This is a genomic window from Cupriavidus sp. IK-TO18, from assembly GCF_015549295.1.
GTDB classification, from domain to species: domain Bacteria; phylum Pseudomonadota; class Gammaproteobacteria; order Burkholderiales; family Burkholderiaceae; genus Cupriavidus; species Cupriavidus oxalaticus_A.
This window is the reverse complement of sequence record NZ_JADGMP010000015.1, coordinates 66,814-89,161: the sequence shown is the minus strand read 5'-3', so window position 1 is coordinate 89,161 and position 22,348 is coordinate 66,814. Positions and strand designations below refer to the sequence as shown.

General features: G+C 66.1%; 23 protein-coding genes. 20 read left to right on the top strand and 3 right to left on the bottom strand.

Features of this window, described 5'->3' with window-relative positions; translation table 11 throughout:
* The first annotated feature begins 16 nt into the window (after nt 1–16).
* From IPF36_RS12990 to ureG, 18 genes are all read left to right on the top strand, one after another.
* Nucleotides 17–493: a MaoC family dehydratase gene (locus tag IPF36_RS12990; protein WP_116317541.1), complete on the top strand. Its 477-nt coding sequence runs from the start codon at nt 17–19 to the stop codon at nt 491–493.
* Nucleotides 494–1,133: 640 nt separating this feature from the next.
* Nucleotides 1,134–2,096, top strand: a complete 963-nt coding sequence (gene cyoA / locus IPF36_RS12985) for a ubiquinol oxidase subunit II (protein ID WP_133094177.1) — start codon at nt 1,134–1,136, stop codon at nt 2,094–2,096.
* A 14-nt stretch (nt 2,097–2,110) separates the two neighbouring features.
* Nucleotides 2,111–4,084 (top strand): cytochrome o ubiquinol oxidase subunit I, encoded by a 1,974-nt coding sequence (gene cyoB / locus IPF36_RS12980; protein ID WP_133094248.1) that lies wholly within the window; start codon nt 2,111–2,113, stop codon nt 4,082–4,084.
* Nucleotides 4,085–4,089: 5 nt separating this feature from the next.
* The gene (cyoC, locus tag IPF36_RS12975) at nt 4,090–4,728 is read left to right on the top strand and encodes a cytochrome o ubiquinol oxidase subunit III (protein ID WP_063241489.1); all 639 of its coding nucleotides are present in this window, start codon (nt 4,090–4,092) and stop codon (nt 4,726–4,728) included.
* Nucleotides 4,728–5,105, top strand: coding sequence for a cytochrome o ubiquinol oxidase subunit IV (cyoD, locus tag IPF36_RS12970; protein WP_135704889.1), 378 nt, complete (start codon nt 4,728–4,730; stop codon nt 5,103–5,105). Before cyoC ends, cyoD begins: the two co-directional genes overlap by 1 nt.
* Before the next feature lie 355 nt (nt 5,106–5,460).
* Entirely contained in the window at nt 5,461–6,717 is a 1,257-nt protein-coding gene (urtA, locus tag IPF36_RS12965) for an urea ABC transporter substrate-binding protein (RefSeq protein WP_195428130.1), read from the top strand.
* 195 nt (nt 6,718–6,912) lie between these two features.
* Nucleotides 6,913–8,556: an urea ABC transporter permease subunit UrtB gene (gene urtB / locus IPF36_RS12960; protein WP_195428128.1), complete on the top strand. Its 1,644-nt coding sequence runs from the start codon at nt 6,913–6,915 to the stop codon at nt 8,554–8,556.
* Complete coding sequence (urtC, locus tag IPF36_RS12955; RefSeq protein WP_195428328.1) at nt 8,556–9,764, top strand: urea ABC transporter permease subunit UrtC; 1,209 nt, start codon at nt 8,556–8,558, stop codon at nt 9,762–9,764. Before urtB ends, urtC begins: the two co-directional genes overlap by 1 nt.
* Nucleotides 9,761–10,609, top strand: a complete 849-nt coding sequence (gene urtD / locus IPF36_RS12950; protein WP_195428126.1) for an urea ABC transporter ATP-binding protein UrtD — start codon at nt 9,761–9,763, stop codon at nt 10,607–10,609. Before urtC ends, urtD begins: the two co-directional genes overlap by 4 nt.
* A gap of 2 nt (nt 10,610–10,611) precedes the next feature.
* Entirely contained in the window at nt 10,612–11,304 is a 693-nt protein-coding gene (urtE, locus tag IPF36_RS12945) for an urea ABC transporter ATP-binding subunit UrtE (protein WP_133094182.1), read from the top strand.
* A gap of 109 nt (nt 11,305–11,413) precedes the next feature.
* Nucleotides 11,414–12,283 (top strand): urease accessory protein UreD, encoded by an 870-nt coding sequence (locus IPF36_RS12940; RefSeq protein WP_133094183.1) that lies wholly within the window; start codon nt 11,414–11,416, stop codon nt 12,281–12,283.
* A gap of 37 nt (nt 12,284–12,320) precedes the next feature.
* The gene (locus tag IPF36_RS12935) at nt 12,321–12,623 is read left to right on the top strand and encodes an urease subunit gamma (protein WP_133094184.1); all 303 of its coding nucleotides are present in this window, start codon (nt 12,321–12,323) and stop codon (nt 12,621–12,623) included.
* A gap of 60 nt (nt 12,624–12,683) precedes the next feature.
* A complete protein-coding gene (locus IPF36_RS12930; protein ID WP_133094185.1) occupies nt 12,684–13,295 on the top strand; it encodes a HupE/UreJ family protein in 612 nt (203 codons plus the stop codon).
* 11 nt (nt 13,296–13,306) lie between these two features.
* Nucleotides 13,307–13,612 (top strand): urease subunit beta, encoded by a 306-nt coding sequence (locus IPF36_RS12925; RefSeq protein ID WP_133094186.1) that lies wholly within the window; start codon nt 13,307–13,309, stop codon nt 13,610–13,612.
* On the top strand, nt 13,609–15,327 hold the full coding sequence (gene ureC, locus IPF36_RS12920) for an urease subunit alpha (protein WP_368671145.1): 1,719 nt from the start codon (nt 13,609–13,611) through the stop codon (nt 15,325–15,327). The genes IPF36_RS12925 and ureC overlap by 4 nt, the downstream gene beginning before the upstream one ends.
* 29 nt (nt 15,328–15,356) lie before the next feature.
* Nucleotides 15,357–15,992, top strand: coding sequence for an urease accessory protein UreE (gene ureE, locus IPF36_RS12915; protein ID WP_195428122.1), 636 nt, complete (start codon nt 15,357–15,359; stop codon nt 15,990–15,992).
* Between the two features lie 30 nt (nt 15,993–16,022).
* Nucleotides 16,023–16,715: an urease accessory protein UreF gene (locus IPF36_RS12910; RefSeq protein ID WP_135704897.1), complete on the top strand. Its 693-nt coding sequence runs from the start codon at nt 16,023–16,025 to the stop codon at nt 16,713–16,715.
* 13 nt (nt 16,716–16,728) lie between these two features.
* Nucleotides 16,729–17,358 carry an urease accessory protein UreG gene (gene ureG / locus IPF36_RS12905; RefSeq protein ID WP_013956047.1) on the top strand — a complete coding sequence of 210 codons (630 nt, stop codon included), beginning with the start codon at nt 16,729–16,731 and terminating at the stop codon, nt 17,356–17,358.
* Here the strand turns inward: ureG and IPF36_RS12900 are convergent.
* Nucleotides 17,355–17,795: a helix-turn-helix domain-containing protein gene (locus IPF36_RS12900; RefSeq protein WP_133094190.1), complete on the bottom strand. Its 441-nt coding sequence runs from the start codon at nt 17,793–17,795 to the stop codon at nt 17,355–17,357. The genes ureG and IPF36_RS12900 overlap by 4 nt on opposite strands.
* 267 nt (nt 17,796–18,062) lie before the next feature.
* Here IPF36_RS12900 and IPF36_RS12895 point away from each other — a divergent pair, with 267 nt between their 5' ends.
* The gene (locus tag IPF36_RS12895; RefSeq protein WP_195428119.1) at nt 18,063–18,938 is read left to right on the top strand and encodes a hypothetical protein; all 876 of its coding nucleotides are present in this window, start codon (nt 18,063–18,065) and stop codon (nt 18,936–18,938) included.
* Nucleotides 18,939–18,975: 37 nt separating this feature from the next.
* On the opposite strand, the gene IPF36_RS12890 is transcribed toward IPF36_RS12895, so the two are convergent.
* Nucleotides 18,976–19,668 carry a glutathione binding-like protein gene (locus IPF36_RS12890; protein ID WP_195428110.1) on the bottom strand — a complete coding sequence of 231 codons (693 nt, stop codon included), beginning with the start codon at nt 19,666–19,668 and terminating at the stop codon, nt 18,976–18,978.
* A gap of 178 nt (nt 19,669–19,846) precedes the next feature.
* Nucleotides 19,847–21,109 carry an acyl-CoA dehydrogenase family protein gene (locus IPF36_RS12885; RefSeq protein WP_133094192.1) on the bottom strand — a complete coding sequence of 421 codons (1,263 nt, stop codon included), beginning with the start codon at nt 21,107–21,109 and terminating at the stop codon, nt 19,847–19,849.
* Between the two features lie 188 nt (nt 21,110–21,297).
* On the opposite strand from IPF36_RS12885, the gene IPF36_RS12880 reads away from it, so the two are divergent.
* Nucleotides 21,298–22,236: a LysR family transcriptional regulator gene (locus IPF36_RS12880; protein ID WP_195428108.1), complete on the top strand. Its 939-nt coding sequence runs from the start codon at nt 21,298–21,300 to the stop codon at nt 22,234–22,236.
* The last annotated feature ends 112 nt before the right edge of the window (nt 22,237–22,348 follow it).

The following is a 22,348-nucleotide window of genomic DNA, read 5'->3' as shown; positions in this document are numbered from 1 at the left end:
CGAGGAGACAACCGAAATGCGTACCATCGCAACGCTGGAAGAGCTGGAAGGCCTGCAAGGGCAGGAAGTCGCGGTCAGCGACTGGATGGAGGTGACCCAGCAGCAGGTCAACCAGTTTGCCGAGGCTACCGGCGACCACCAGTGGATCCACGTCGACGTGGAGCGCGCCAAGAAGGAGTCGCCCTATGGCGCCCCGATCGCCCATGGCTTCCTGACGCTGTCGCTGCTGCCCAAGTTCATGCACAACGCGCTGCACATGCCGTCGAAGATCGGCGTCAACTATGGCCTGAACCGCGTGCGCTTCACCGCGCCCGTGCCGGTGGGCAGCAAATTGCGGGCACGAATCAAGCTGCTGAAGGTCGAACGGCTCGATCCGCTGCCCAAGTCGCCGGAGCTGGCGGGTGCCCAGTCCACCTGGGAGGTGACGATAGAGCGCGAGGGCAGCGAGCGTCCGGTATGTGTCGCGGAGTCGATTTCCCGCCGCTACGGATGATCGGCAAACGGCCGCGTGGCGTTGAGCTGCGACAAAGGTTCTGACGCACTGCGACAATATGCCACACGAAAACGTCGCACCCACAAAGCCGCGCCAATGCGCGGCTTTGTGCATATTTATAGGCGAAATTGTGATCTTGACGGCAATCAAATGCTGCGATGCGGCGACAGCACATGATTGTCCGTTTATCTGAACTCTGTGTTCTGTGGCGTTGGGTTTACCCTCAATGTTGCGTTGCGGTACATTCGCGCCCACGATGTTTTACGTGTTGCGCTCCCCGGCCGAAAACCGCGCTTGCCACCAGGTTGCTGAAGGCAAGTCCGTCGGGAAGTGCAAAAACCTCGTATTCCAACGCTACCCGGCCGCTGTACTGAGCCGGGACCGTTCGCGGTTTCGGCCACCAGGTGCCGCAGCGCCGGCAAGGTCCACAGGGCCTGCAGCGCGCGCAGTCAGTTGTCCTTCCGTGTTCATGGCGTTGCAAGGCCGCATGGTCCTCCGGCGTTAGATTCGCCGCCCGACCGCAACGCCAGCTAAGGACACGTCCTTCCGGTTTTCCCATAGCCCCACGCCTCTTGCGCGAGCATCAGGCGGTTTAGCCACGCTTTTGCCCAAAGCGCGGTGTAACCAAACCAGTCGTGACATGAAGAAACCAATACTGCCGCGTTGGACGCGGTTCCTGCCCTGCCTCGGCCTGCTCCTGCTGGCCGGCTGCAACATGACGCTGCTCGACCCGAAAGGGCAGGTTGGCGTCGATATCAAGAACATCATCCTGATCGCCACCTGGCTCATGCTGCTGGTGGTGGTGCCGGTGATCGTGCTCACGCTGGTGTTCGCCTGGAAGTACCGCGCGTCCAATACCAAGGCGCGCTACGAGCCGGACTGGTCGCACTCGACCGCGATCGAAGTGGTGGTGTGGCTGATCCCGTGCCTGATCATCATCGCGCTGGGCATCATCACCTGGAAGTCCTCGCACGACCTGGACCCGTACAAGCCGCTGGAATCGAACAAGAAGCCGGTCACCGTCGAGGTGGTGGCGCTGAACTGGAAGTGGCTGTTCATCTATCCGGAACTGAAGATCGCGACCGTCAACCAGATCGCGTTCCCGGTCGACACCCCGGTGAACTTCAAGATCACCTCGGATTCGATCATGAATTCGTTCTTCATCCCGCAACTGGGCAGCCAGGTGTATGCCATGGCAGGGATGGAGACCAAGCTGCACCTGATCGCCAACCATGCCGGCTCGTATGACGGCGTGTCCGCCAACTACAGCGGCGGCGGCTTCTCGGGCATGAAGTTCAAGGCGGTCGCCATGTCGAACTACGAGTTCGACGAGTGGGTCGCCAAGGTCCGCGCCTCGTCGACCGAACTGGGCGTTGAAGGCTACAAGACGCTGGCACAACCCAGCGAGAGGGAGCCGGTCACGTACTACGGCAAGGTGGAAGACCAGCTCTTCCACAACATCCTGCACAAGTACATGGACCACAGCGGCACTGCGGTTGCCGACAAGGGTTTCAAGGGCGGCCCGATCTGCACGTCGCGCAATACCCTCGGTGAAGAGCAGCTGTCGATGACCACGCCGGCCAAGCTGCCGGCGGGCGCGTAATCCTGGGAGCAATGATGTTTGGCAAGTTGAGTTTGTCGGCGATTCCGTTTCATGAGCCGATCATCATGGTCGTGCTGGCCGGCGTCGCCCTGGGCGGTGCCGCGCTGCTAGGCGCGATCACATATTTCAAGAAGTGGGGCTATCTCTGGAACGAGTGGTTCACGTCAGTCGATCACAAGAAGATCGGCGTGATGTACTGCCTGGTCGCCCTGATCATGCTGCTGCGCGGCTTTGCCGACGCGGTCATGATGCGTACCCAGCTGGCGCTCGCCACCAATGGCGCCACCGGCGTGCTGCCGCCCGAGCACTACGACCAGATCTTCACCGCCCACGGCGTGATCATGATCTTCTTCGTGGCCATGCCGCTGATGACCGGCCTGATGAACCTGGTCGTGCCGCTGCAGATCGGCGCGCGCGACGTGGCCTTCCCGTTCCTGAACACGCTGTCGTTCTGGCTGTTCGTGGCGGGCGCCATGCTGGTCAACGTCTCGCTGGGCGTCGGTGAATTCGCCAAGACCGGCTGGCTGGCCTACCCGCCGCTGTCGGGCCTGGATTACAGCCCTGGCGTGGGGGTGGACTATTACCTCTGGAGCTTGCAGATCTCGGGCCTGGGCACGCTGCTGACCGGCGTGAACTTCCTGGTGACGATCCTGCGCATGCGCGCCCCGGGCATGACCCTGATGCGCATGCCGGTGTTCACCTGGACCGCGCTGTGCACCAACGTGCTGATCGTGGCCGCCTTCCCGGTGCTGACCGTGACGCTGGCGCTGCTGGGCCTGGACCGCTACATCGGCACCCACTTCTTCACGAACGACGGTGGCGGCAACGCCATGATGTACGTGAACCTGATCTGGATCTGGGGCCACCCCGAGGTGTACATCCTGATCCTGCCGGCGTTCGGTATCTTCTCTGAAGTCATCTCCACGTTCTCGGGCAAGAAGCTGTTCGGCTACAAGGGCATGGTGTACGCGACCGCCGCGATCATGGTGCTGTCGTTCATCGTGTGGCTGCACCACTTCTTCACGATGGGCTCGGGCGCCAACGTCAACGCGTTCTTCGGCATCACGACCATGATCATCTCCATCCCGACCGGGGTGAAGATCTTCAACTGGCTGTTCACCATGTACCGCGGCCGGGTCCAGATGACCTCGCCGGTGCTGTGGACGCTGGGCTTCATGATCACCTTCGTGATCGGTGGCATGACCGGCGTGCTGATGGCCGTGCCGGCTGCAGACTTCGTGCTGCACAACAGCCTGTTCCTGATCGCCCACTTCCACAACGTGATCATCGGCGGCGTGCTGTTCGGCTACCTGGCCGGCATCACCTACTGGTGGCCGAAGGCGTTCGGCTTCACGCTGAACGAGCGCCTGGGCAAGTGCGCCTTCTGGTGCTGGCTGGTCGGCTTCTACTTCGCCTTCATGCCGCTGTACGTGCTGGGCCTGATGGGCATGACCCGCCGACTGAACCACACCGACAACCCGGCCTGGACGCCGTGGCTGTACCTGGCCGTGGTGGGCGTGGTGTTCGTGGCGCTGGGCATCTTCTTCCAGGTGCTGCAGATCGTCGTGTCGATCCGCGACCGCAAGAAGCTGGCAGACGTGACCGGCGATCCGTGGGGCGGCCGTACCCTGGAGTGGGCCACTTCGTCGCCGCCGCCGTTCTACAACTTCGCGCACACACCGGTGGTGCGTGACCTGGACGCGTTCGCCGACATGAAGGCCCGCGGCGAGACCCTGCCGACCGAAGGCTACGAGAAGATCCACATGCCCAAGAACACGGGCGCGGGCTTCATCATCGGCGCCTTCAGCCTGGTGTTCGGCTTTGCCCTGACCTGGCATATCTGGTGGATGGCCATCGTTGGCCTGGTGGGCATGGTGTGGGCGTTTATCCACCGCAGCAACGACGACCATATCGACTACTACGTGCCGGCCACCGAGGTCGAGCAGATCGAAACGCGCCATCTGCAGCGCATTGCTTCGCAGGCCTAAGAACCATGTCGACTCAAGTCCTAGACCGCATCCCCGCGCAGGCCGGAGCCTCGGCCCACGCCGACGCGCATGACCATGCGCACCACGATACCAGTGCCAATACGGTGTATGGCTTCTGGATCTACCTGATGAGCGACTGCATCATCTTCGCCGGGCTGTTCGCCACCTTCGCCGTGCTGCGCGGCGAGCTGGCGGGCGGGCCGTCGGCGAAGGAGCTGTTCGAGCTCAACTACGTGCTGGTGGAGACCTTCATCCTGCTGTTCTCCTCGATCACGTACGGCATGGCGATGATCTCGCTGCAGAACCGCAGCCTCAAGCACGTGCAGACCTGGCTCGGCGTGACGTTCCTGCTGGGCGCGGCGTTCATGGCGATGGAAATCAACGAGTTCCACCACCTGATCGCCGAAGGCGCCGGCCCGGGCCGCAGCGCGTTCCTGTCGTCGTTCTTCACGCTGGTCGGCACCCACGGCCTGCACGTCGCCAGCGGCATGCTGTGGATGATCGTGCTGATGTGGCAGCTGGGCAAGAAGGGCATCACCCCGACGCTCAGCAAGCGCCTGATGTGCCTGTCGCTGTTCTGGCACTTTCTGGACGTGGTCTGGATCGGCGTGTTTACCGTGGTCTACCTGATGGGACATCTGTGATGGCACAACACAACGCACCGGCGGCGCACGCCACTCGTGATTCGCATGGCGCGCATGCCGCGCACGACTCGCACAGCACCCACGCCAGCTTCAAGGGCTACGCGATCGGCTTCATCCTCGCGGTGATCCTGACCGTGATCCCGTTCAAGCTGGTGATGGACGGCAGCATGGACAAGGGCACGATCCTGTGGATCATCCTCGGCATGGCCGCGGTCCAGATCCTGGTCCACCTGAAGTACTTCCTGCACCTGGACACGTCGTCCGACCAGCGCAGCAACGTGATCGCGCTGCTGTTCACGGCGCTGATCCTGGTGATCGTCGTGGCGGGTTCGCTGTGGATCATGCACAACCTGAACACCAACATGATGGTGATGTAAGGACTGGCGTCCTGGCATCGGAAAACGGGGCCCCGCGAGGGGCCCCGTTTTTATTTGCGCCGCCGGCCGTCGGCGTGGTGCCCGGCCCTGGTGCGGCGGTGCGCACCGGCTGGCGTCTTCTGCAAGCGGTCCGCACAGAATTGCGTCGCTGCACGGGAGTGGTGCGTGCGCCGCCCGCACAGCTCTGGTGCACGGGGGCGGCCACGGATCGCGGCACCACCCGCGGGGCGCGCCAGTACGCCGTCTGCCGCCGGCACGGTGGGCACCAGCTCGTTTATCGCAGTGGCACGTTAGTTGCAGATGCATCACCCCGGGGAGCGTAGTCCCTAACCAACACCACAAACGGGAGCTGCAAATGCAACGACGTGACATGCTGAAGCTGTCGGCCATCGCCGCCGCGGCAATGATCGGTGCCAGCCCGCTGGCCATGGCGCAGTCCAAGGAACCGATCAAGGTCGGAATCCTGCACTCGCTGTCCGGCACCATGGCCATCTCGGAAACGTCGCTGAAGGACGTTGCCCTGATGACCATCGACGAGATCAACAAGAGCGGCGGCGTGCTCGGCCGCAAGCTGGAGCCGGTGGTGGTGGACCCGGCCTCCAACTGGCCGCTGTTCGCCGAGAAGGCGCGCCAGCTGGTCAGCAAGGACAAGGTCGCGGTGACCTTCGGCTGCTGGACCTCGGTGTCGCGCAAGTCGGTGCTGCCGGTCTATGAAGAGCTGAATTCGCTGCTGTTTTACCCGGTGCAATACGAAGGCGAGGAGATGTCCAAGAACGTCTTCTACACCGGCGCCGCGCCCAACCAGCAGGCGATCCCGGCGGTGGAATACCTGATGAGCAAGGAGGGCGGCGGCGCCAAGCGCTTCTTCCTGCTCGGCACCGACTACGTCTACCCGCGCACCACCAACAAGATCCTGCGCGCCTTCCTGAAGAGCAAGGGCGTTGCCGACAAGGACATCGAAGAGGTCTACACCCCGTTCGGCCACAGCGACTACCAGACCATCGTCGCCAACATCAAGAAGTTCGCCCAGGGTGGCAAGACCGCGGTGATCTCGACCATCAACGGCGATTCCAACGTGCCCTTCTACAAGGAACTGGGCAACGCCGGCCTGAAGGCCAAGGACGTGCCGGTGGTGGCGTTCTCGGTGGGCGAGGAAGAACTGCGCGGCATCGACACCAAGCCGCTGGTCGGCCACCTGGCGGCGTGGAACTACTTCATGTCGGTCAAGAACGCACAGAACGACGCCTTCAAGAAGCAGTGGGCGGCCTGGGTCAAGGCCAACAACCTGCCGGGCGGCGACAAGCGCGTGACCAACGACCCGATGGAAGCCACCTACGTCGGCATCCATATGTGGGCGCAGGCCGTGAAGAAGGCCGGCACCACCGATACCGACAAGGTGCGCGCGGCGATGTACGGCCAGACCTTCAAGGCGCCGGACGGCTTCACGCTGACCATGGGCGAGAACCACCACCTGTACAAGCCGGTGATGATCGGCGAGGTGAAGGGCGATGGCCAGTTCTCGGTGGTGTGGAAGACGCCGAAGGCGGTGCGCGCGCAGCCGTGGAGCCCGTTTATCGCCGGGAATGAAGGGAAGCCGGACAAGGTGATGTAAGCCTCGTTTGCTTGCCACCATCCGGCTCCCCTCTCCCGCTTGCGGGAGAGGGGCTGGGGGAGAGGGCGGGCGCTGGCAAATGCGACGGCGCTCACTTCGTCATAGATGCCGGCCCCCTCCCCCGACCCCTCTCCCGCGCGCGGGAGAGGGGAGCAAACAAACAGCTCGCTTCATTCCTGCCAATCGCAAGCTCCTATGCGCAATCCCTTATCCGTTCGAGTCGTGCCCTGGCTGCGCGCCCTGCTGGCAGCGCTGCTGCTGGCCTCGGCGCCGTGGGCCGCCGCGCTGACGCAGGCCGACCTGAAGCCGCTGGCCGAAGACGACTTCGACGCCAAGACCGCCGCGCTGTCCGCGCTGGCCAAGGCATCGCCCGCTGAAGCTGCACCGATCCTGAAAGCCCTGCAGGAGGACACCCTGCAATATGCGCCGTCGATCGGCATGGTGCGCCAGGACGGCGACAAGGTGGTCGATGCCATTACCGGCAAGTCCGTCACGGTCAAGCCGGACGAACTTGAATCCCTGACCCTGAACAACAGCCTGCGCGCACTGGTCGACAGCGCCGCCAGCAGCCTGCTGCTGCAATCGCCCGACATCGCGGTGCGCGCGCAGGCAATCGGCACCTTGCGCGAACAGCCGGAAAGCGCGTCGCTTGCCGCCGTGGAAGCCGCGCGCAAGGCCGAGGCCGATGCCGGCCTGCGCGCCAGCCTGGACGTGATCTGGGCCAACCTGGTGCTGGCAGAGCCCGCGGATCCAGGCGCGCACGATGCGCGGCTCGAAGCGATCCGCATCCTCGCCACGGACAGCAACCCGCAGAGCCGCCAGAAGCTTGCGCCGCTGGTCGAGCGCGACAGCGCCGGCAACTACCGCGAAGCGGATGCGGACGTGCGCCTGGCCGCGCAGCAGGCGCTGGACCAGCTGCGCAGCGACCAGCGCCGCGCCGAGCTGATCGGCAACCTGTTCGCCGGCCTGAGCCTGGGCAGCGTGCTGCTGCTGGCAGCGCTGGGCCTCGCCATCACCTATGGCCTGATCGGCGTCATCAACATGGCGCACGGCGAGTTCCTGATGATCGGCGCCTACGCGACCTACGTGGTGCAGTCGCTGTTCCGCGCCTATGCGCCGGATGCGTTCGCGTGGTACCTGCCCGCGGCGCTGCCGGCATCGTTCCTGGCGGCGGCGGCAGTCGGCTTCGTGCTGGAGCGGCTGGTGCTGCGCCACCTGTACGGCCGCCCGCTCGAAACGCTGCTGGCCACCTTCGGCATCAGCCTGCTGCTGATGCAGGCGGTGCGAACGCTGTTCGGCGCGCAGAACGTGGAAGTGGCCAATCCCGGCTGGATGAGCGGCGGCTTCGAATGGATGCCGGGACTGGTGATCCCGTACAACCGCGTGGTCATCATCCTGTTCGCGCTGGCGGTGGTGGCGGTGGCGTGGGCGGTGCTCAACCGCACGCGGCTGGGGCTGTTCGTGCGTGCCACCACGCAGAACCGCACCATGGCGGCGTGCGTGGGCGTGCGCACGTGGAAGGTCGACAGCTACGCCTTCGCCTTCGGTGCCGGCATCGCCGGGCTCGGCGGATGTGCGCTGTCGCAGATCGGCAATGTCGGTCCCGACCTGGGCCAGGCCTACATCATCGATTCGTTCATGGTGGTGGTGCTGGGCGGGGTGGGGCAGCTGGCCGGCACCATCGTGGGCGCATTCGGGCTGGGCATCATCAACAAGTTCATCGAGCCGTTCTATGGCGCGGTGCTGGCCAAGATCTTTGTCCTGGTGCTGATCGTGCTCTTCATCCAGAAACGGCCGCAGGGACTTTTCGCGCTCAAGGGGCGCAGCGCGGAGGCATGATGCAGCGATTCCAACCTGATTCTTCCGCGGCACCTTTCCGGCTTGCCGTGCCGGAACGCCAGTCGCTGTTCTCGCCGCGCGGCTGGATGGCGCTGGCGGTACTGACCGTGGTCGTCGGCATCGGCGTGCCGGTGTGCGCGCTGCTGGTGCCGGAAGGCCATCCGCTGCACCTGTCGGCATATGCGCTGACGCTGGTCGGCAAGATCATGTGCTTTGCGCTGGCGGCGATCGCGCTCGACCTGGTGTGGGGCTACTGCGGCATCCTGAGCCTCGGCCATGGCCTGTTCTTCGCGCTGGGCGGCTATGCCATGGGCATGTACCTGATGCGTTCGATCGGGCGCGAAGGCGTGTACAAGAGCGACCTGCCGGATTTCATGGTGTTCCTCGACTGGAAGGAGCTGCCGTGGTTCTGGCACGGCACGGACCATCTTGGCTATGCGCTGCTGCTGGTGGTGCTGGTGCCGGGCGTGCTGGCATGGCTGTTCGGCTTCTTTGCCTTCCGCTCGCGCATCAAGGGCGTGTACCTGTCCATCATCACGCAGGCGATGACGTATGCGGCAATGCTGCTGTTCTTCCGCAACGAGACCGGCTTCGGCGGCAACAACGGCTTCACGGATTTCAAGCGCATCGCGGGGTTCGCCATCGCCGCGCCGCAGACGCGCACGGCGCTTTTTGTGCTGACCTTCGTGGCGCTGCTCGGGGGCTTCGTTGCCTGCCGCTACATTGTCACGTCCAAGCTGGGCCGCGTGGTCACGGCCGTGCGCGATGCGGAGATGCGCGTCATGTTCTCCGGCTACAACCCGCTCGGCTACAAGCTGTTCGTGTGGACCTTCTCGGCCGTGCTGTGCGGCATCGCCGGCGCGCTGTACGTGCCGCAGGTCGGCATCATCAACCCGGGCGAGATGTCGCCCGGCAACTCGATCGAAATGGCGGTGTGGGTTGCCGTGGGCGGGCGCGGCACGCTGATCGGGCCGGTCATCGGCGCGTTCCTGGTCAACGGTGCCAAGACGCTCTTCACCGCCCACTTCGCCGAATACTGGCTGTTCCTGCTGGGCGCGATGTTCGTGCTGGTGACGCTGTACCTGCCCGATGGCGTGATTGGCCTGTGGAAGCGCCTGCGCGAGCGCCGCGCTGCCGCCGCGGTGCCGTCCGAGCCTGAGCCCGTTTCCACGCCCGCGGTGGCGGGCCGCACCGGAGGTGAAGCATGAACGCCGCACTCGAACACGGCCAGGCCGAAAGCGGCGATGCCACCGGGCTGGGCCGCGTGCTGGAGCCGGGCACCATCGATGTGTCGCACGGCCCGATCCTGTACCTGGACGACGTCACCGTGCGGTTCGACGGCTTCCGCGCGCTCAACAAGCTGAACCTGTCGATCGACCATGGCGAACTGCGCTGCGTGATCGGTCCCAACGGCGCGGGCAAGACCACGATGATGGATGTCATCACCGGCAAGACCGGGCCGCGCAATGCCAATGTCAGCGGGCGCGTGTTCCTGGGCCAGACCATCGACCTGATGCGGATGACCGAGCCGCGCATCGCGCAGGTCGGCATCGGCCGCAAGTTCCAGAAGCCGACCGTGTTCGAGCAGCACGCGGTGTGGGAGAACCTGGAGCTGGCGATGAAGGCCGACAAGCGCTGGTGGTCGTCGCTGCGCGCGCGGCTGACCGGCGAGGGGCATCGCCGCATCGAGGAGACGCTGGCGCTGACCGGCCTGGAGGACGAGGCTTACCGGCCCGCGGGCCTGCTGTCGCACGGGCAGAAGCAGCGGCTGGAGATCGGCATGCTGCTGATGCAGCAGCCGCAGCTGTTGCTGCTCGACGAGCCCGTGGCCGGCATGACCGATGAAGAGACCATGCAGCTGGCCAGCCTGCTCAACGGCCTGCGCGGCAGCTGCTCGATGATGGTGGTGGAACACGACATGGAGTTCGTCGCCGCGCTGGCCGGCGCTGCCGGCAAGGTCACGGTGCTGGCCGAAGGCAGCGTGCTGGCAGAAGGCACGCTCGACAGCGTCAAGCGCGACGAACGCGTGATCGAATCCTACCTGGGGAGATAGGCATGCTGCAGGTCAACGCACTGAACCAGTTCTACGGCGGCAGCCATATCCTGCGCAACGTCTCCTTCGACGTGCCGGCGGGCAGGCTGACCACGCTGCTCGGCCGCAACGGCGTGGGCAAGAGCACGCTCCTGAAATGCCTGATGGGCGTGGTGCCGACGCGCAGCGGCAGCATCCACTGGGACGGCAAGCCGCTGGAGAAGAAGGCGCCGTACGAGCGCGTTTCCGCCGGGCTGGCCTATGTGCCGCAGGGGCGCGAAATTTTTCCGCGGCTGACGGTCGAGGAGAACCTGCTGATCGGTGCCGCCAGCCGCGCGCGTCCAGCGGGTGTGCCGGATCGCATCTATCAGCTGTTCCCGGTACTGCGCACCATGCGCCAGCGCCGCGGCGGCGACCTGTCCGGCGGCCAGCAGCAGCAACTGGCGATCGGCCGGGCGCTGATGAGCGAACCGCAGCTGCTGATCCTCGACGAGCCGACCGAGGGCATCCAGCCATCGATCATCCAGGACATTGGCCGCGCGCTGCGGCTGCTGGTGGACGAGTTCGGCATGACGGTGCTGCTGGTCGAGCAGTACTACGAATTCGCGCGCCATATCGCCGACCACTATGTGGTGATGAGCCGGGGCGAGGTGGTCGCGCGGGGTGCCGGGGCCAGCATGGAGCAGGACGGCGTACGGGAGCTGATTGCCGTGTAGGCGTGGAACGGGGAATGCGCATCGCACGCCGCTTTCCGCCCAGGCAGGCGGCGCGCTATGATTATCTGCAACCCCGCCATCGCGCGCCCGCCGCCGGCTTTGCCACGCCATGCGTCATCCCGATTTTCCTTCATCACTCGCCGTGCCCGCCGCATGGCAGGCCAGCCTGCGGCTGCGCTTTGCGCAACGCGGCGAACGCACCGCGCTGGTCGAGCGCCGCCACCAGGGGCCGCTGCTGGTGCAGAAACCGCTGTATCCCGAAGGCGGCATCTGCCATGCCGTCATGCTGCATCCGCCGGCCGGCGTGGCGGGCGGCGACAGCCTGGATATCGAGGTGACGGTCGAGGCCGGTGCCCACGCGGTGCTGGCCACGCCCGGCGCCACCAAGTGGTACAAGTCGCTCGGCCGCGACGCGGCGCAGCAGGTGCGGCTGTCGGTCGGCGCGGGGGCGCGGCTGGACTGGCTGCCGCAGGAGAACATCGTGTTCGACGATGCGCGCGCACGTATCTCGACAGTGCTCGACGTTGCGCCGGGCGGCAGCGCGATCGGCTGGGATGCCGTGGTGCTGGGCCGGCAGGCATCGGGCGAGCAATGGGCGCGTGGCGCGCTGTGGCTCGATACCCGCGTCGGCGCCGGCGAGCGCGCGTTGTGGATCGAACAGTCGCATCTCGATGCGGGTTCGCCGCTGCGCACCGCGGTGGCGGGACTCGACGGACTCAATGTGCAGGGCACGCTGTGGGCGGTGGGCGAGGGCGCCACGCAGCAACTGGCGGAAGCGTTGGCGGAGCAGTTGCCCTATGGCCCGGAACTGCGCGCAGGCGTGACCTGCCTGGCAGCCCATGGCCAGTCGATGCTGCTGGTGCGCGTGCTCGGCCGGCAGATGGAAGCCGTGCGCCACGTGATGGTCGACGGCTGGAGCGCGCTGCGCGAGCCGATGCACGGCGTGGCGGCGCGGCCGCTGCGGCTGTGGGCAACTTAGGCCACGACCGGACAACAAGACAGACAAGGAACAAGAGATGGAACTGACGCCGAGAGAGAAGGACAAGCTGCTGATCTTCACCGCCGCGCTGCTGGCCGAACGGCGCAAGGCGCGCGGGCTCAAGCTCAACTATCCGGAAGCGGTGGCGCTGATCAGCGCCGCCATCATGGAAGGCGCGCGCGACGGCCGCACCGTGGCCGAGCTGATGCACGAAGGCACCACCGTGCTGACGCGCGACGACGTGATGGATGGCATCGCCGAGATGATCCCCGAGATTCAGGTCGAGGCGACGTTCCCGGACGGCACCAAGCTGGTGACCGTGCACCACCCCATCGTCTGAGCCTTCGCCTTGACGTCCGATTTCGACCGCTTCGAACAACAAATCAAACCGAGAGCCGACATGAACCGTTCCGCCTGCCTGCGCCTTGCCCTGGGCACCACCCTGACCGTTGCCGCCACCGCCGCGCTGGCGCACCCCGGCCATGACGCCGCCACCGTCGGCGCCAGCCTGTGGGCCGGCCTGGCGCACCCGTTCACCGGTGCCGACCACCTGCTGGCGATGGCGGCGGTGGGCGTATGGAGCGCGCTGGTGGCCCGCTCGGCCGCCGATACGCTGCGCCTGCCGCTGGTCTTCGTCGCGCTGATGCTGGCCGGTGCCGCGCTTGGGTTGGCCGGCATGGCGCTGCCCGCGGTGGAACCGATGATTGCCGTGTCGTTGCTGGTGGTCGGTCTGCTGCTGGCGCTGCGCGCCAAACTGCCGGCCTGGGCCAGCGCGTTGCTGGTTGGCGGCTTTGCGGTGTTCCACGGTTATGCGCATGGCGCGGAGCTGCCGGCCACTGCCGAGGCGCTGCCCGCGGTGCTGGCCTACGTCGGCGGATTTGCCGTCGCGACCATGGCGCTGCACCTGCTCGGCATCGGCGCCGGCATGCTGCTGCGCCGCCATGCCAGCTGGCTCGCCCGCCTGGCCGGTGCCGGCGTGGCGCTGTACGGCGCCGGCCTGCTGGTGGCCTGAGGAGACACACCATGATCCCCGGTGAACTGATACCCGCCGATGGCGAGATCGAACTCAACGCCGGCCGCGCCACGGTCAGCGTGACGGTGGCCAATACCGGCGACCGGCCGATCCAGGTCGGCTCGCACTTCCATTTCTACGAGACCAATACCGCGCTGTCGTTCGACCGCGAAGCCACGCGCGGCTTCCGGCTGAATATCGCGGCCGGTACGGCGGTGCGTTTCGAGCCCGGCCAGACCCGCACCGTCGAACTGGTGGCGCTGGACGGCGACCGCATCGTCTACGGCTTCAACGGCAAGATCATGGGAGCGCTGTGATGGCAAGGATCTCCAGGCAGGCCTATGCCGAGATGTTCGGACCCACCACCGGCGACCGCGTGCGGCTGGCCGATACCGGGCTCATCGTCGAAGTCGAAAAGGACTTCACCATCTACGGCGAGGAAGTGAAGTTCGGCGGCGGCAAGGTGATCCGCGACGGCATGGGCCAGAGCCAGCGCATGGCGAAGGACTGCGTCGACACGGTCATCACCAATGCATTGATCGTCGACCACTGGGGTATCGTCAAGGCCGACATCGGGCTGAAGGACGGGCGCATCGCGTCGATCGGCAAGGCCGGCAACCCGGATATCCAGCCGGGCGTGACCATCGTGGTGGGGTCTGGTACGGAGGTGATCGCCGGCGAGGGCATGATCGTCACGGCGGGCGGCATCGACAGCCATATCCACTTCATCTGCCCGCAGCAGATCGAAGAGGCGCTGATGAGCGGCGTCACCACCATGATCGGCGGCGGCACCGGCCCGGCGACGGGCACCTTCGCCACCACCGTGACGCCGGGGCCGTGGTTCATGGAACGGATGCTGCAGGCGGCGGACGCCTACCCGATGAATATCGGCCTGCTCGGCAAGGGCAACGCCAGCCAGCAGGCGCCGCTCCTGGAGCAGGTCGAGGCTGGTGCGATCGGGCTGAAGCTGCATGAGGACTGGGGCACCACGCCGGCGGCGATCGACACCTGCCTGTCGGTGGCGGACGCGACCGATACGCAGGTGGCGATCCACACCGATACGCTGAACGAGGCCGGCTTTGTCGAGGCCACCATCGCCGCATTCAAGGGCCGTACCATCCATACGTACCACACCGAAGGCGCCGGCGGCGGCCATGCGCCGGACATCATCAAGGTGTGCGGCGAGGCCAACGTGCTGCCGTCGTCGACCAACCCGACGCGGCCCTACACGGTGAACACGCTGGACGAGCACCTCGACATGCTGATGGTGTGCCACCACCTCGATCCGTCGATCGCCGAGGATATCGCCTTCGCCGAAAGCCGCATCCGCCGCGAAACCATCGCCGCGGAGGATATCCTGCACGACCTCGGCGCGTTCTCGATGATCTCCAGCGACTCGCAGGCCATGGGCCGCGTCGGCGAGGTCATCATCCGCACCTGGCAGACCGCGCACAAGATGGCGCTGCAGCGCGGCAAGCTGCCCGGCGACCCGCACGATGCGCGCGGCGGGCACGACAACTTCCGCGTCAAGCGCTATGTCGCCAAGTACACCATCAACCCGGCGCTGACGCATGGCATCGCGCATGAGGTTGGCTCGGTCGAGGTCGGCAAATGGGCCGACCTGGTGCTGTGGCGTCCGGCGTTCTTTGGCGTCAAGCCGAGCCTGATCCTGAAGGGCGGCATGATCGCCGCCGCGGCGATGGGCGATCCCAATGCGTCGATCCCGACACCGCAGCCGGTGCATTACCGGCCGATGTTCGCGTCGGCGGGCGGGGCGCTGCACCGGTCTTCGCTGACCTTTGTCTCGCAGGCGGCACTGGCGGCCGATATCGGCGAGCGCTATGGGCTCGCCAAGACGCTGTCGGCGGTGCGCGGCACGCGCACGGTCAGCAAGCGCGACATGGTGCACAATGACTGGCAACCGCATGTCACGGTCGATCCGGAGACCTACCAGGTCGTCGCCGACGGCCAGTTGCTGACCTGCGAGCCCGCCACCGAGCTGCCCATGGCGCAGCGCTATTTCCTGTTCTGAACCGCCGGGGCCCGCGCCCCGCATCGCGCATGCTGAAGATCGACAAGTTCCTGAGCGCCCCGCACGGCATCGCGCCGGTGCTGGTGCGCCGCGCTCCCAAGCTGGTCCTGCCTTTCAACGAACGAAGCAAGAGCCGCCTGCGCGCGATGCTCGACAACGGCACCGAGGCCGCGCTGTTCCTGCCGCGCGGCACGGTGCTGCGGGGTGGCGATCTGCTGGTGGCCGAGGATGGCAGCTTTGTCGAAGTGCAGGCCGCGGCGGAGGCCGTGCTGGATGTGCGTTCGGAGGATCCGCACGCGCTGATGCGCGCGGCGTATCATCTTGGCAACCGGCACACGCCGGTGGAGATCGGGCGCGACTATCTGCGGCTCGAGTACGACCCGGTGCTGGCCGACATGCTGCAGCGACTGGGCGTGCGCGCCGGGCGCGCGCAACTGCCGTTCGAGCCGGAAGCCGGGGCGTATGGCGGCGGGCACAAGCATGGGCACGATGCTACGTTTGCCGAGGACTATGCGGCGGCGCAGGCGGTGTTTCATGAGCATCATGGGCACTCGCACTCGCACTCGCACTCGCACTCGCACTCGCACTCGCACGGACATGGTCATGATCACGAGCATGGCGAGGCGGATCATGTTCACGATGCGAATTGCAGGCATAAGCATTGAGACGTAGGGCGGTAAGCCAGTGATCCGGTGATGACCAACCTCCACCAACTCATCTCCCTGCTGCATCTCGCATCGCCTGCCTTGCCCATCGGCGGCTTCAGCTATTCGCAAGGCCTTGAAGCCGCGATTGAAGCCGGCAGCATCCACGATGCCCGGACGGCCGAGCGCTGGGTCCGCGACAACCTGCTGCACGTCCAGGCCCAATGCGAAGCGCCGCTGTGGCTGTTGTTGCATCGCTGCTGGCGTGCCGGCGACACGGCTGCGGTGCAGGCCTGGAACGACTGGTTCCACGCCACCCGTGAAACCTCGGAGCTTCGCCTCGAGACCGAGCAGATGGGCTGGTCGCTGTCGAAGCTGATCGGCCAGATGGAGTGGGGCACGCCAGCATTGCGCGAGGCGCTGGCATCGCTATCGCCGGTCTGCCTGCCAACCGCCTTCACGGCAGCGTGCGTTGCACTGGACGTCGACGCCCGCGACGGCCTGGCAGCCTATTGCTTCAACTGGGCCGAGAACCAGGTTGCCGCCGCGATCAAGGCGGTGCCGCTCGGCCAGGTCGCGGGGCAACACATGCTGCGCCGTCTTCACGCGGCGGTGCTGGAAACCGTGGACGAAGCGACGCGCCGTGCCGATTCCACGCCACCGCAACTGTCGACCTTTTCCCCGATGCTGGGCCTGCTTTCCGCACGACACGAAACGCAGTACTCCCGGCTGTTCCGTTCCTGATTCCACAACCACCATGACCCAGGCCCGTACCAAGAAGAACCCTCCGCTGCGCGTCGGCGTCGGCGGCCCGGTTGGCTCCGGCAAGACCACGCTGCTGGAGATGCTGTGCAAGGCCATGCGCGACCGCTATGACCTGGTCGCGATCACCAACGACATCTACACCAAGGAAGACCAGCGCCTGCTGACGATCTCCGGCGCGTTGCCAGCCGAACGCATCATGGGCGTGGAAACCGGCGGCTGCCCGCACACCGCCATCCGCGAGGATGCGTCGATCAACCTGGAAGCGGTGGACCGCATGCTGGCGAGATTCCCGGATGCCGACGTGGTGTTCATCGAGTCCGGCGGCGACAACCTCGCAGCAACTTTCAGCCCAGAACTTTCTGATCTGACGATCTACGTGATCGACGTAGCCGGCGGTGAGAAAATTCCGAGAAAGGGCGGCCCTGGCATTACCAAGTCCGACCTGCTGGTGATCAACAAGACAGACCTCGCGCCGTACGTCGGCGCGTCCCTGGAAGTGATGGAGAGCGATGCCCGCAAGATGCGCGGCGCCCGGCCATTCGTGATGGGCAGCGTCAAGTCCGGACAGGGCCTGGACGAAGTGATCCGCTTCATCGAACGGCAGGGCATGCTCGGCGTCTAGGACTCGACGTCGCCCGCGGCGGCCCTGGCGCCGGGTTTGACATAGCTCACCGGCGGGCGGAAGCTGCCCTTGCCCGCCAGCGCCCGCGCAACCGCCGCCACCAGGTTCAACTCGGGCTCGTTGAGTTCGGCCATATGGCGGACGGTGGCTTCGATGGCTGCCTGCTGCCGGTTGCCGTAGGGCATCGGCGGCTGCTCCACCTGCAACTCGCTGACATCGTGGCGGGCGAAGTCCAGCATTTCGGATGGCGGGACCGCAAGGGTCTCGGCCAGCGTGCAGATGTTGATCAGCGCCAGGTTGCGCTTGCCCCCTTCGATGCCGCTCAGGTAGGAGCGCGCCAGACCGCTTTCGAGCGACAGCGTTTCCTGGGACCAGCCGCGCTGCTTGCGCAGCCAGGCGAGATGCAATCCGAAAAGTCTGAGATTTCGAGTAGTCATGGGATCGTAGGAAGTTCAGAGTGTTCTGAGGCTAAGGGTTTGACCTTGAGGCCACGACAACTTATTCTCCCCCTCACTATCGATGCCCGATCCGCGGAATAAGGGATGCGCCAGTGCATATGGCGCGGCACGATGGCATGACACCGGGCGGCTTGCATGGCCGTGCCAGACGGGACCAATGTGCGATGCCGGCGCGACGCTTTCGCGCGGGCGCCGCATTGCGCGGACAGGATGACCGCATCCTGTCGCCCCGCTCAGGGAATTACCATGCAGATCTTCATGCTGTTCGAGGCGCGGATGCGCGCCTTCCCATCCGGCCACCATGCGGTGGCGGACCTGACCATCGGTTTCCAGTCGCGCTTGCTGCCTGCCACGGCGGGGCTTGGCGAAACCTGCGACTACGTCTTTCTCCGCGCTGGAGAGGCCCAGCCCGAATTCATAGCGCAGCGGCCCGAGTGGTGGGCCTGCCTGCGCGGCGGGCTGCGCGTGTCGGCGCCCGGGCGCGGCAGCCTGCTGACGGGCGGCGGCGAGTTGTTCGCGCCTGCCACCGGCGTGCCGATGCAGGTCCGCGCGACGGTCGATACGATCCTGGTGCGCGCGGTGGCGCAGGACGCCGCCGCGGCGCCGGTGTCGCTGTCCGCTGGCGCGCGTGGCTGCAAGCTGGGGGAGGTGGGTGCGGACGACCCTGACGGCATGGCCGGCGCAGCCCGGGGCGGAGGCGCGCTGCAAGGCCCGTCAGGCATGCGGCCTGGGTTCGTCCAGCTCGATGACACGAGTGGCGACTGGGCGCAGCGGCTGCGCGCGAGCGGCTTGCGCTGGGCGCTGTGCTATCGCGGTGCTGCGGGGTTGTACTGGCGCGGGACGGAGTCTGCGGCGGCGGACGAGGCGGACGAGGCGGCGTTCCTGCAGCCCGGCGCGCTTTACGCGCCGGATGCGAATGAAACCTGTCGTCTCCACGTGCTCATGCCTGGCACTGGCCTGCTGTGCTGCTTTGGACCGCCGGCCGGGCGCGGGAACCAGAGCGAAGGCGGGAACGACCGCGCAGGCGGAAACGAAACCGAAGACGGGAACGGCCAGGCCGCGCGGTGCACCGGCGGGCTGGCCAGGGGGCATGCCAGCATGCCGGCACTGGTGGCGGCCTGAACACCGCGGCGGCCCGGGGCCATGCCCGGGCCGGCACTCAGTGCCGCTTGTACTGAGTGGCGCCGAACAGGACCTCGCGCGCCTTGTCGTCCTGCAGCGCCCTGCGCGCGCTGGCCAGCACCTCGACCCCGCGCTTGACCGCGGGACGCTCGGCGATCTCGTTGAACCAGCGCTTCAGGTTCGGGTATTCGTCCAGCTCGACGCCCTGGTTCTGCCAGCTGCGCAGCCACGGGAAGGTGGCGATGTCGGCGATGGTGTACTGGTCTCCGGCCAGCCATTCGTGCTTCGACAGCTGCGTGTCGATCACCCCGTACAGGCGCCTGGCTTCGTTGGTGTAGCGGTTGACCGCGTATTCGATCTGCTCCGGCGCGTAGATGCGGAAGTGGTGCGCCTGGCCCAGCATCGGGCCGACGCCGCCCATCTGGAACATCAGCCACTGCAGCGCGTCGTACTTGCCGCGCACGTCCTCGGGCAGGAACTTGCCGGTCTTGCCGGCCAGGTACAGCAGGATCGCGCCCGATTCGAACAGCGAGATCGGCTTGCCGTCCGGACCGACGGGATCGACGATGGCGGGAATCTTGTTGTTGGGGCTGATCTTCAGGAAGTCGTCGCCGAACTGGTCGCCGGCGCCGATGTTGATCGGATGGACCTTGTATTCCAGGCCGCATTCCTCAAGCATGATGTGGACTTTGTGGCCGTTGGGCGTTGCCCAGGTATAGACGTCGATCATCGCAATGGCTCCCCTGGCTGCGATCGTGGTGACTGCCACGCCAACCACTGACGTGGCGAACCGGGCGATTTAAGCACAGAAGAAAAAAACGCGCAGGCTGGCTGCGCGTTTCCATACTGGCGTCAGGGGCGAGCATTCCCGGGGCCGGCGCACGAAGCGCCAGCGCCCGGCCGGGCGCTCAGAAGCCGCGCGCCACCGGCATCTTGATGCTGTCCGGGTTCACGTTCATGTGCTTGGCCAGTTCCAGCTTGGCGATGGCGTTGCGGTGCACCTCGTCCGGGCCGTCGGCCAGGCGCAGCGTGCGCTGGTGCGCCCACCAGTTGGCCAGCGGGAAGTCGCTGGAAACACCGGCGGCGCCATGCACCTGGATGGCCCAGTCGATTACCTTCAGCGCCACGTTCGGTGCCACCACCTTGATCATCGCGATCTCGGCCTTGGCCACCTTGTTGCCGACAGTGTCCATCATGTACGCGGCCTTGAGCGTCAGCAGGCGCGCCATCTCGATCTCGCAGCGCGCTTCGGCGATGCGTTCCTGGGTCACGCCCTGGCTGGCCACCGGCTTGCCGAACGCCACGCGCGACAGCGCACGCTTGCACAGCAGTTCCAGCGCGCGCTCGGCGACGCCGATGCTGCGCATGCAGTGGTGGATGCGGCCCGGGCCGAGGCGGCCCTGCGCGATCTCGAAGCCGCGGCCTTCGCCCAGCAGGATGTTCGAGACCGGCACGCGCACGTTCTTCAGCTCGATCTCCATGTGGCCGTGCGGCGCGTCGTCGTAGCCGAACACCGGCAGGAAGCGCTTGATGGTGATGCCCGGGGTGTCGGCCGGCACCACGACCATCGACTGCTGCTCATGGCGGCCGGCGTCGGGATTGGTCTTGCCCATCACGATGTAGACCTTGCAGCGCGGGTCGCCGGCGCCCGAGGACCACCACTTGGTGCCGTTGATGACGTAGTGGTCGCCATCGCGCTCGATGCGGCATTCGATGTTGGTGGCGTCCGACGAGGCCACCGCCGGCTCGGTCATCAGGAAGGCCGAGCGGATCTCGCCGGCGAGCAGCGGCTCCAGCCACTTGTCCTTCAGTTCCTCGGAGGCATAGCGCTCCAGCGTCTCCATGTTGCCGGTGTCGGGCGCGGCGCAGTTGAAGACCTCGGCGGACCAGGGCACCCGGCCCATGATCTCGCACAGCGTGGCGTATTCCAGGTTGGACAGGCCCTGCGGCGCACGCGGCGAGCGCGGCAGGAACAGGTTCCACAGGCCGGCTTCGCGCGCCAGCGGCTTGAGCTCCTCGATCACCTTGGTCGGGACCCAGGCGTTGCCGGCGCGGCGGTTCGCGTCGATCTCCTCGGCGAAGCGCTTCTCGTTCGGATAGATGTGCTTGTCGAAGAAGGCCAGCAGCTTGGCCTGCATTTCCTTGACCTTCGGGCTGTACTCGAAATCCATGTGGTCTCCTCGCTACGGATCGATGGGCGCCGCGCATTGGCAACGGCGGGCAACGGCGCTGGTTGGCTTCGTCGTTCGGGCAGACTTCGCCGATGCAATGCACTCTATCTGAAAGCTGGTAATTAGAAAAATGAATTTTCTGGATTTGGCAGTATCAATTCCCTGCATTCCATGACAGAATCGCTGCCATGCAGCTCTCCCGCATCGACCTCAATCTCTTCGTGGTGTTCGACGCCATCTACAGCGAAGGCAGCATCACCGCGGCCGCGCGCCAGCTCAATCTGACGCAGCCGGCTGTCAGCCATGCGCTGGGGCGGCTGCGCACGCTGTTCGACGACCCGCTGTTCGAGCGGCGCGGGCAGGGCATGGCGCCCACGCCGCTGGCCCGTTCGCTGGCCGGCGAGGTGCGCGGCGCGCTGCAGTCGTTTGCCCGGACGCTGCAGGATACGCCGCACTTCGATCCCACCAATACGGTGCGGCGCTTCACCATCGGCATGCGCGACGCGCTCGAATCGACGCTGCTGCCGCCGCTGATGGCGCGGGTGACGGCGATGGCGCCACACGTGGAAATCGCCGCGATCCGCTTTGACCGGCGCGAGATGGAGTCCGAGCTGCTGGCGGGGACCATCGACACCGCGATCGATATCCTGCTGCCGGTGTCGCCGGCCATCCACCACGCGCCGTTCATGAACGACCCGATGGTGGTGCTGGCACGCCGCGATCATCCGCTGGTGAAGAAGGAGCTGACGCTGGAGCGCTACCTGGCGGCCGAGCACGTGCACGTGTCATCGCGCCGCCGCGGCGCGGGGCTGGAAGACCAGGCGCTGCACCGCATGGGTTTGACGCGGCGCGTGAGGCTGCGCTGCCAGCACTATGCCGCCGCATGCCGCGTGGTCAGCTGCACCGATCTGCTGGCCACGCTGCCGCTGCGCTATGCGCGCATCGCTAACGAGCCTTACGCCAACCGGTTGCTGTCCCTGCCGTTCAAGGTGCCGACGCTGGAACTGCACCTGTACTGGCACGCGGGCGGCGAGAACGATGGCGCCAACAGGTGGCTGCGCGAGCAATTGATGGCGGTGATGACATCGCTCGGTGGCGGTACTGCCGATGTGACGCCTGCTGACTAAGCGGAGTGCGCGCCGCATGCCGGTTGCCTCAACGTGCGCCGGACGCCGCCCCCGTGCTCCGCGCGCGGTTCACACGTAAGCATTTGTTCGCACGCTAGACCCTGCCGGGTCA

Coding starts and splice junctions, on each gene's coding strand:
- IPF36_RS12990 (WP_116317541.1), top strand. CDS start 17: ATGCGTACCATCGCAACGCTGGAAGAGCTGGAAGGCCTGCAAGGGCAG.
- cyoA (WP_133094177.1), top strand. CDS start 1,134: ATGAAGAAACCAATACTGCCGCGTTGGACGCGGTTCCTGCCCTGCCTC.
- cyoB (WP_133094248.1), top strand. CDS start 2,111: ATGTTTGGCAAGTTGAGTTTGTCGGCGATTCCGTTTCATGAGCCGATC.
- cyoC (WP_063241489.1), top strand. CDS start 4,090: ATGTCGACTCAAGTCCTAGACCGCATCCCCGCGCAGGCCGGAGCCTCG.
- cyoD (WP_135704889.1), top strand. CDS start 4,728: ATGGCACAACACAACGCACCGGCGGCGCACGCCACTCGTGATTCGCAT.
- urtA (WP_195428130.1), top strand. CDS start 5,461: ATGCAACGACGTGACATGCTGAAGCTGTCGGCCATCGCCGCCGCGGCA.
- urtB (WP_195428128.1), top strand. CDS start 6,913: ATGCGCAATCCCTTATCCGTTCGAGTCGTGCCCTGGCTGCGCGCCCTG.
- urtC (WP_195428328.1), top strand. CDS start 8,556: ATGCAGCGATTCCAACCTGATTCTTCCGCGGCACCTTTCCGGCTTGCC.
- urtD (WP_195428126.1), top strand. CDS start 9,761: ATGAACGCCGCACTCGAACACGGCCAGGCCGAAAGCGGCGATGCCACC.
- urtE (WP_133094182.1), top strand. CDS start 10,612: ATGCTGCAGGTCAACGCACTGAACCAGTTCTACGGCGGCAGCCATATC.
- IPF36_RS12940 (WP_133094183.1), top strand. CDS start 11,414: ATGCGTCATCCCGATTTTCCTTCATCACTCGCCGTGCCCGCCGCATGG.
- IPF36_RS12935 (WP_133094184.1), top strand. CDS start 12,321: ATGGAACTGACGCCGAGAGAGAAGGACAAGCTGCTGATCTTCACCGCC.
- IPF36_RS12930 (WP_133094185.1), top strand. CDS start 12,684: ATGAACCGTTCCGCCTGCCTGCGCCTTGCCCTGGGCACCACCCTGACC.
- IPF36_RS12925 (WP_133094186.1), top strand. CDS start 13,307: ATGATCCCCGGTGAACTGATACCCGCCGATGGCGAGATCGAACTCAAC.
- ureE (WP_195428122.1), top strand. CDS start 15,357: ATGCTGAAGATCGACAAGTTCCTGAGCGCCCCGCACGGCATCGCGCCG.
- IPF36_RS12910 (WP_135704897.1), top strand. CDS start 16,023: ATGACCAACCTCCACCAACTCATCTCCCTGCTGCATCTCGCATCGCCT.
- ureG (WP_013956047.1), top strand. CDS start 16,729: ATGACCCAGGCCCGTACCAAGAAGAACCCTCCGCTGCGCGTCGGCGTC.
- IPF36_RS12900 (WP_133094190.1), bottom strand. CDS start 17,795: ATGACTACTCGAAATCTCAGACTTTTCGGATTGCATCTCGCCTGGCTG.
- IPF36_RS12895 (WP_195428119.1), top strand. CDS start 18,063: ATGCAGATCTTCATGCTGTTCGAGGCGCGGATGCGCGCCTTCCCATCC.
- IPF36_RS12890 (WP_195428110.1), bottom strand. CDS start 19,668: ATGATCGACGTCTATACCTGGGCAACGCCCAACGGCCACAAAGTCCAC.
- IPF36_RS12885 (WP_133094192.1), bottom strand. CDS start 21,109: ATGGATTTCGAGTACAGCCCGAAGGTCAAGGAAATGCAGGCCAAGCTG.
- IPF36_RS12880 (WP_195428108.1), top strand. CDS start 21,298: ATGCAGCTCTCCCGCATCGACCTCAATCTCTTCGTGGTGTTCGACGCC.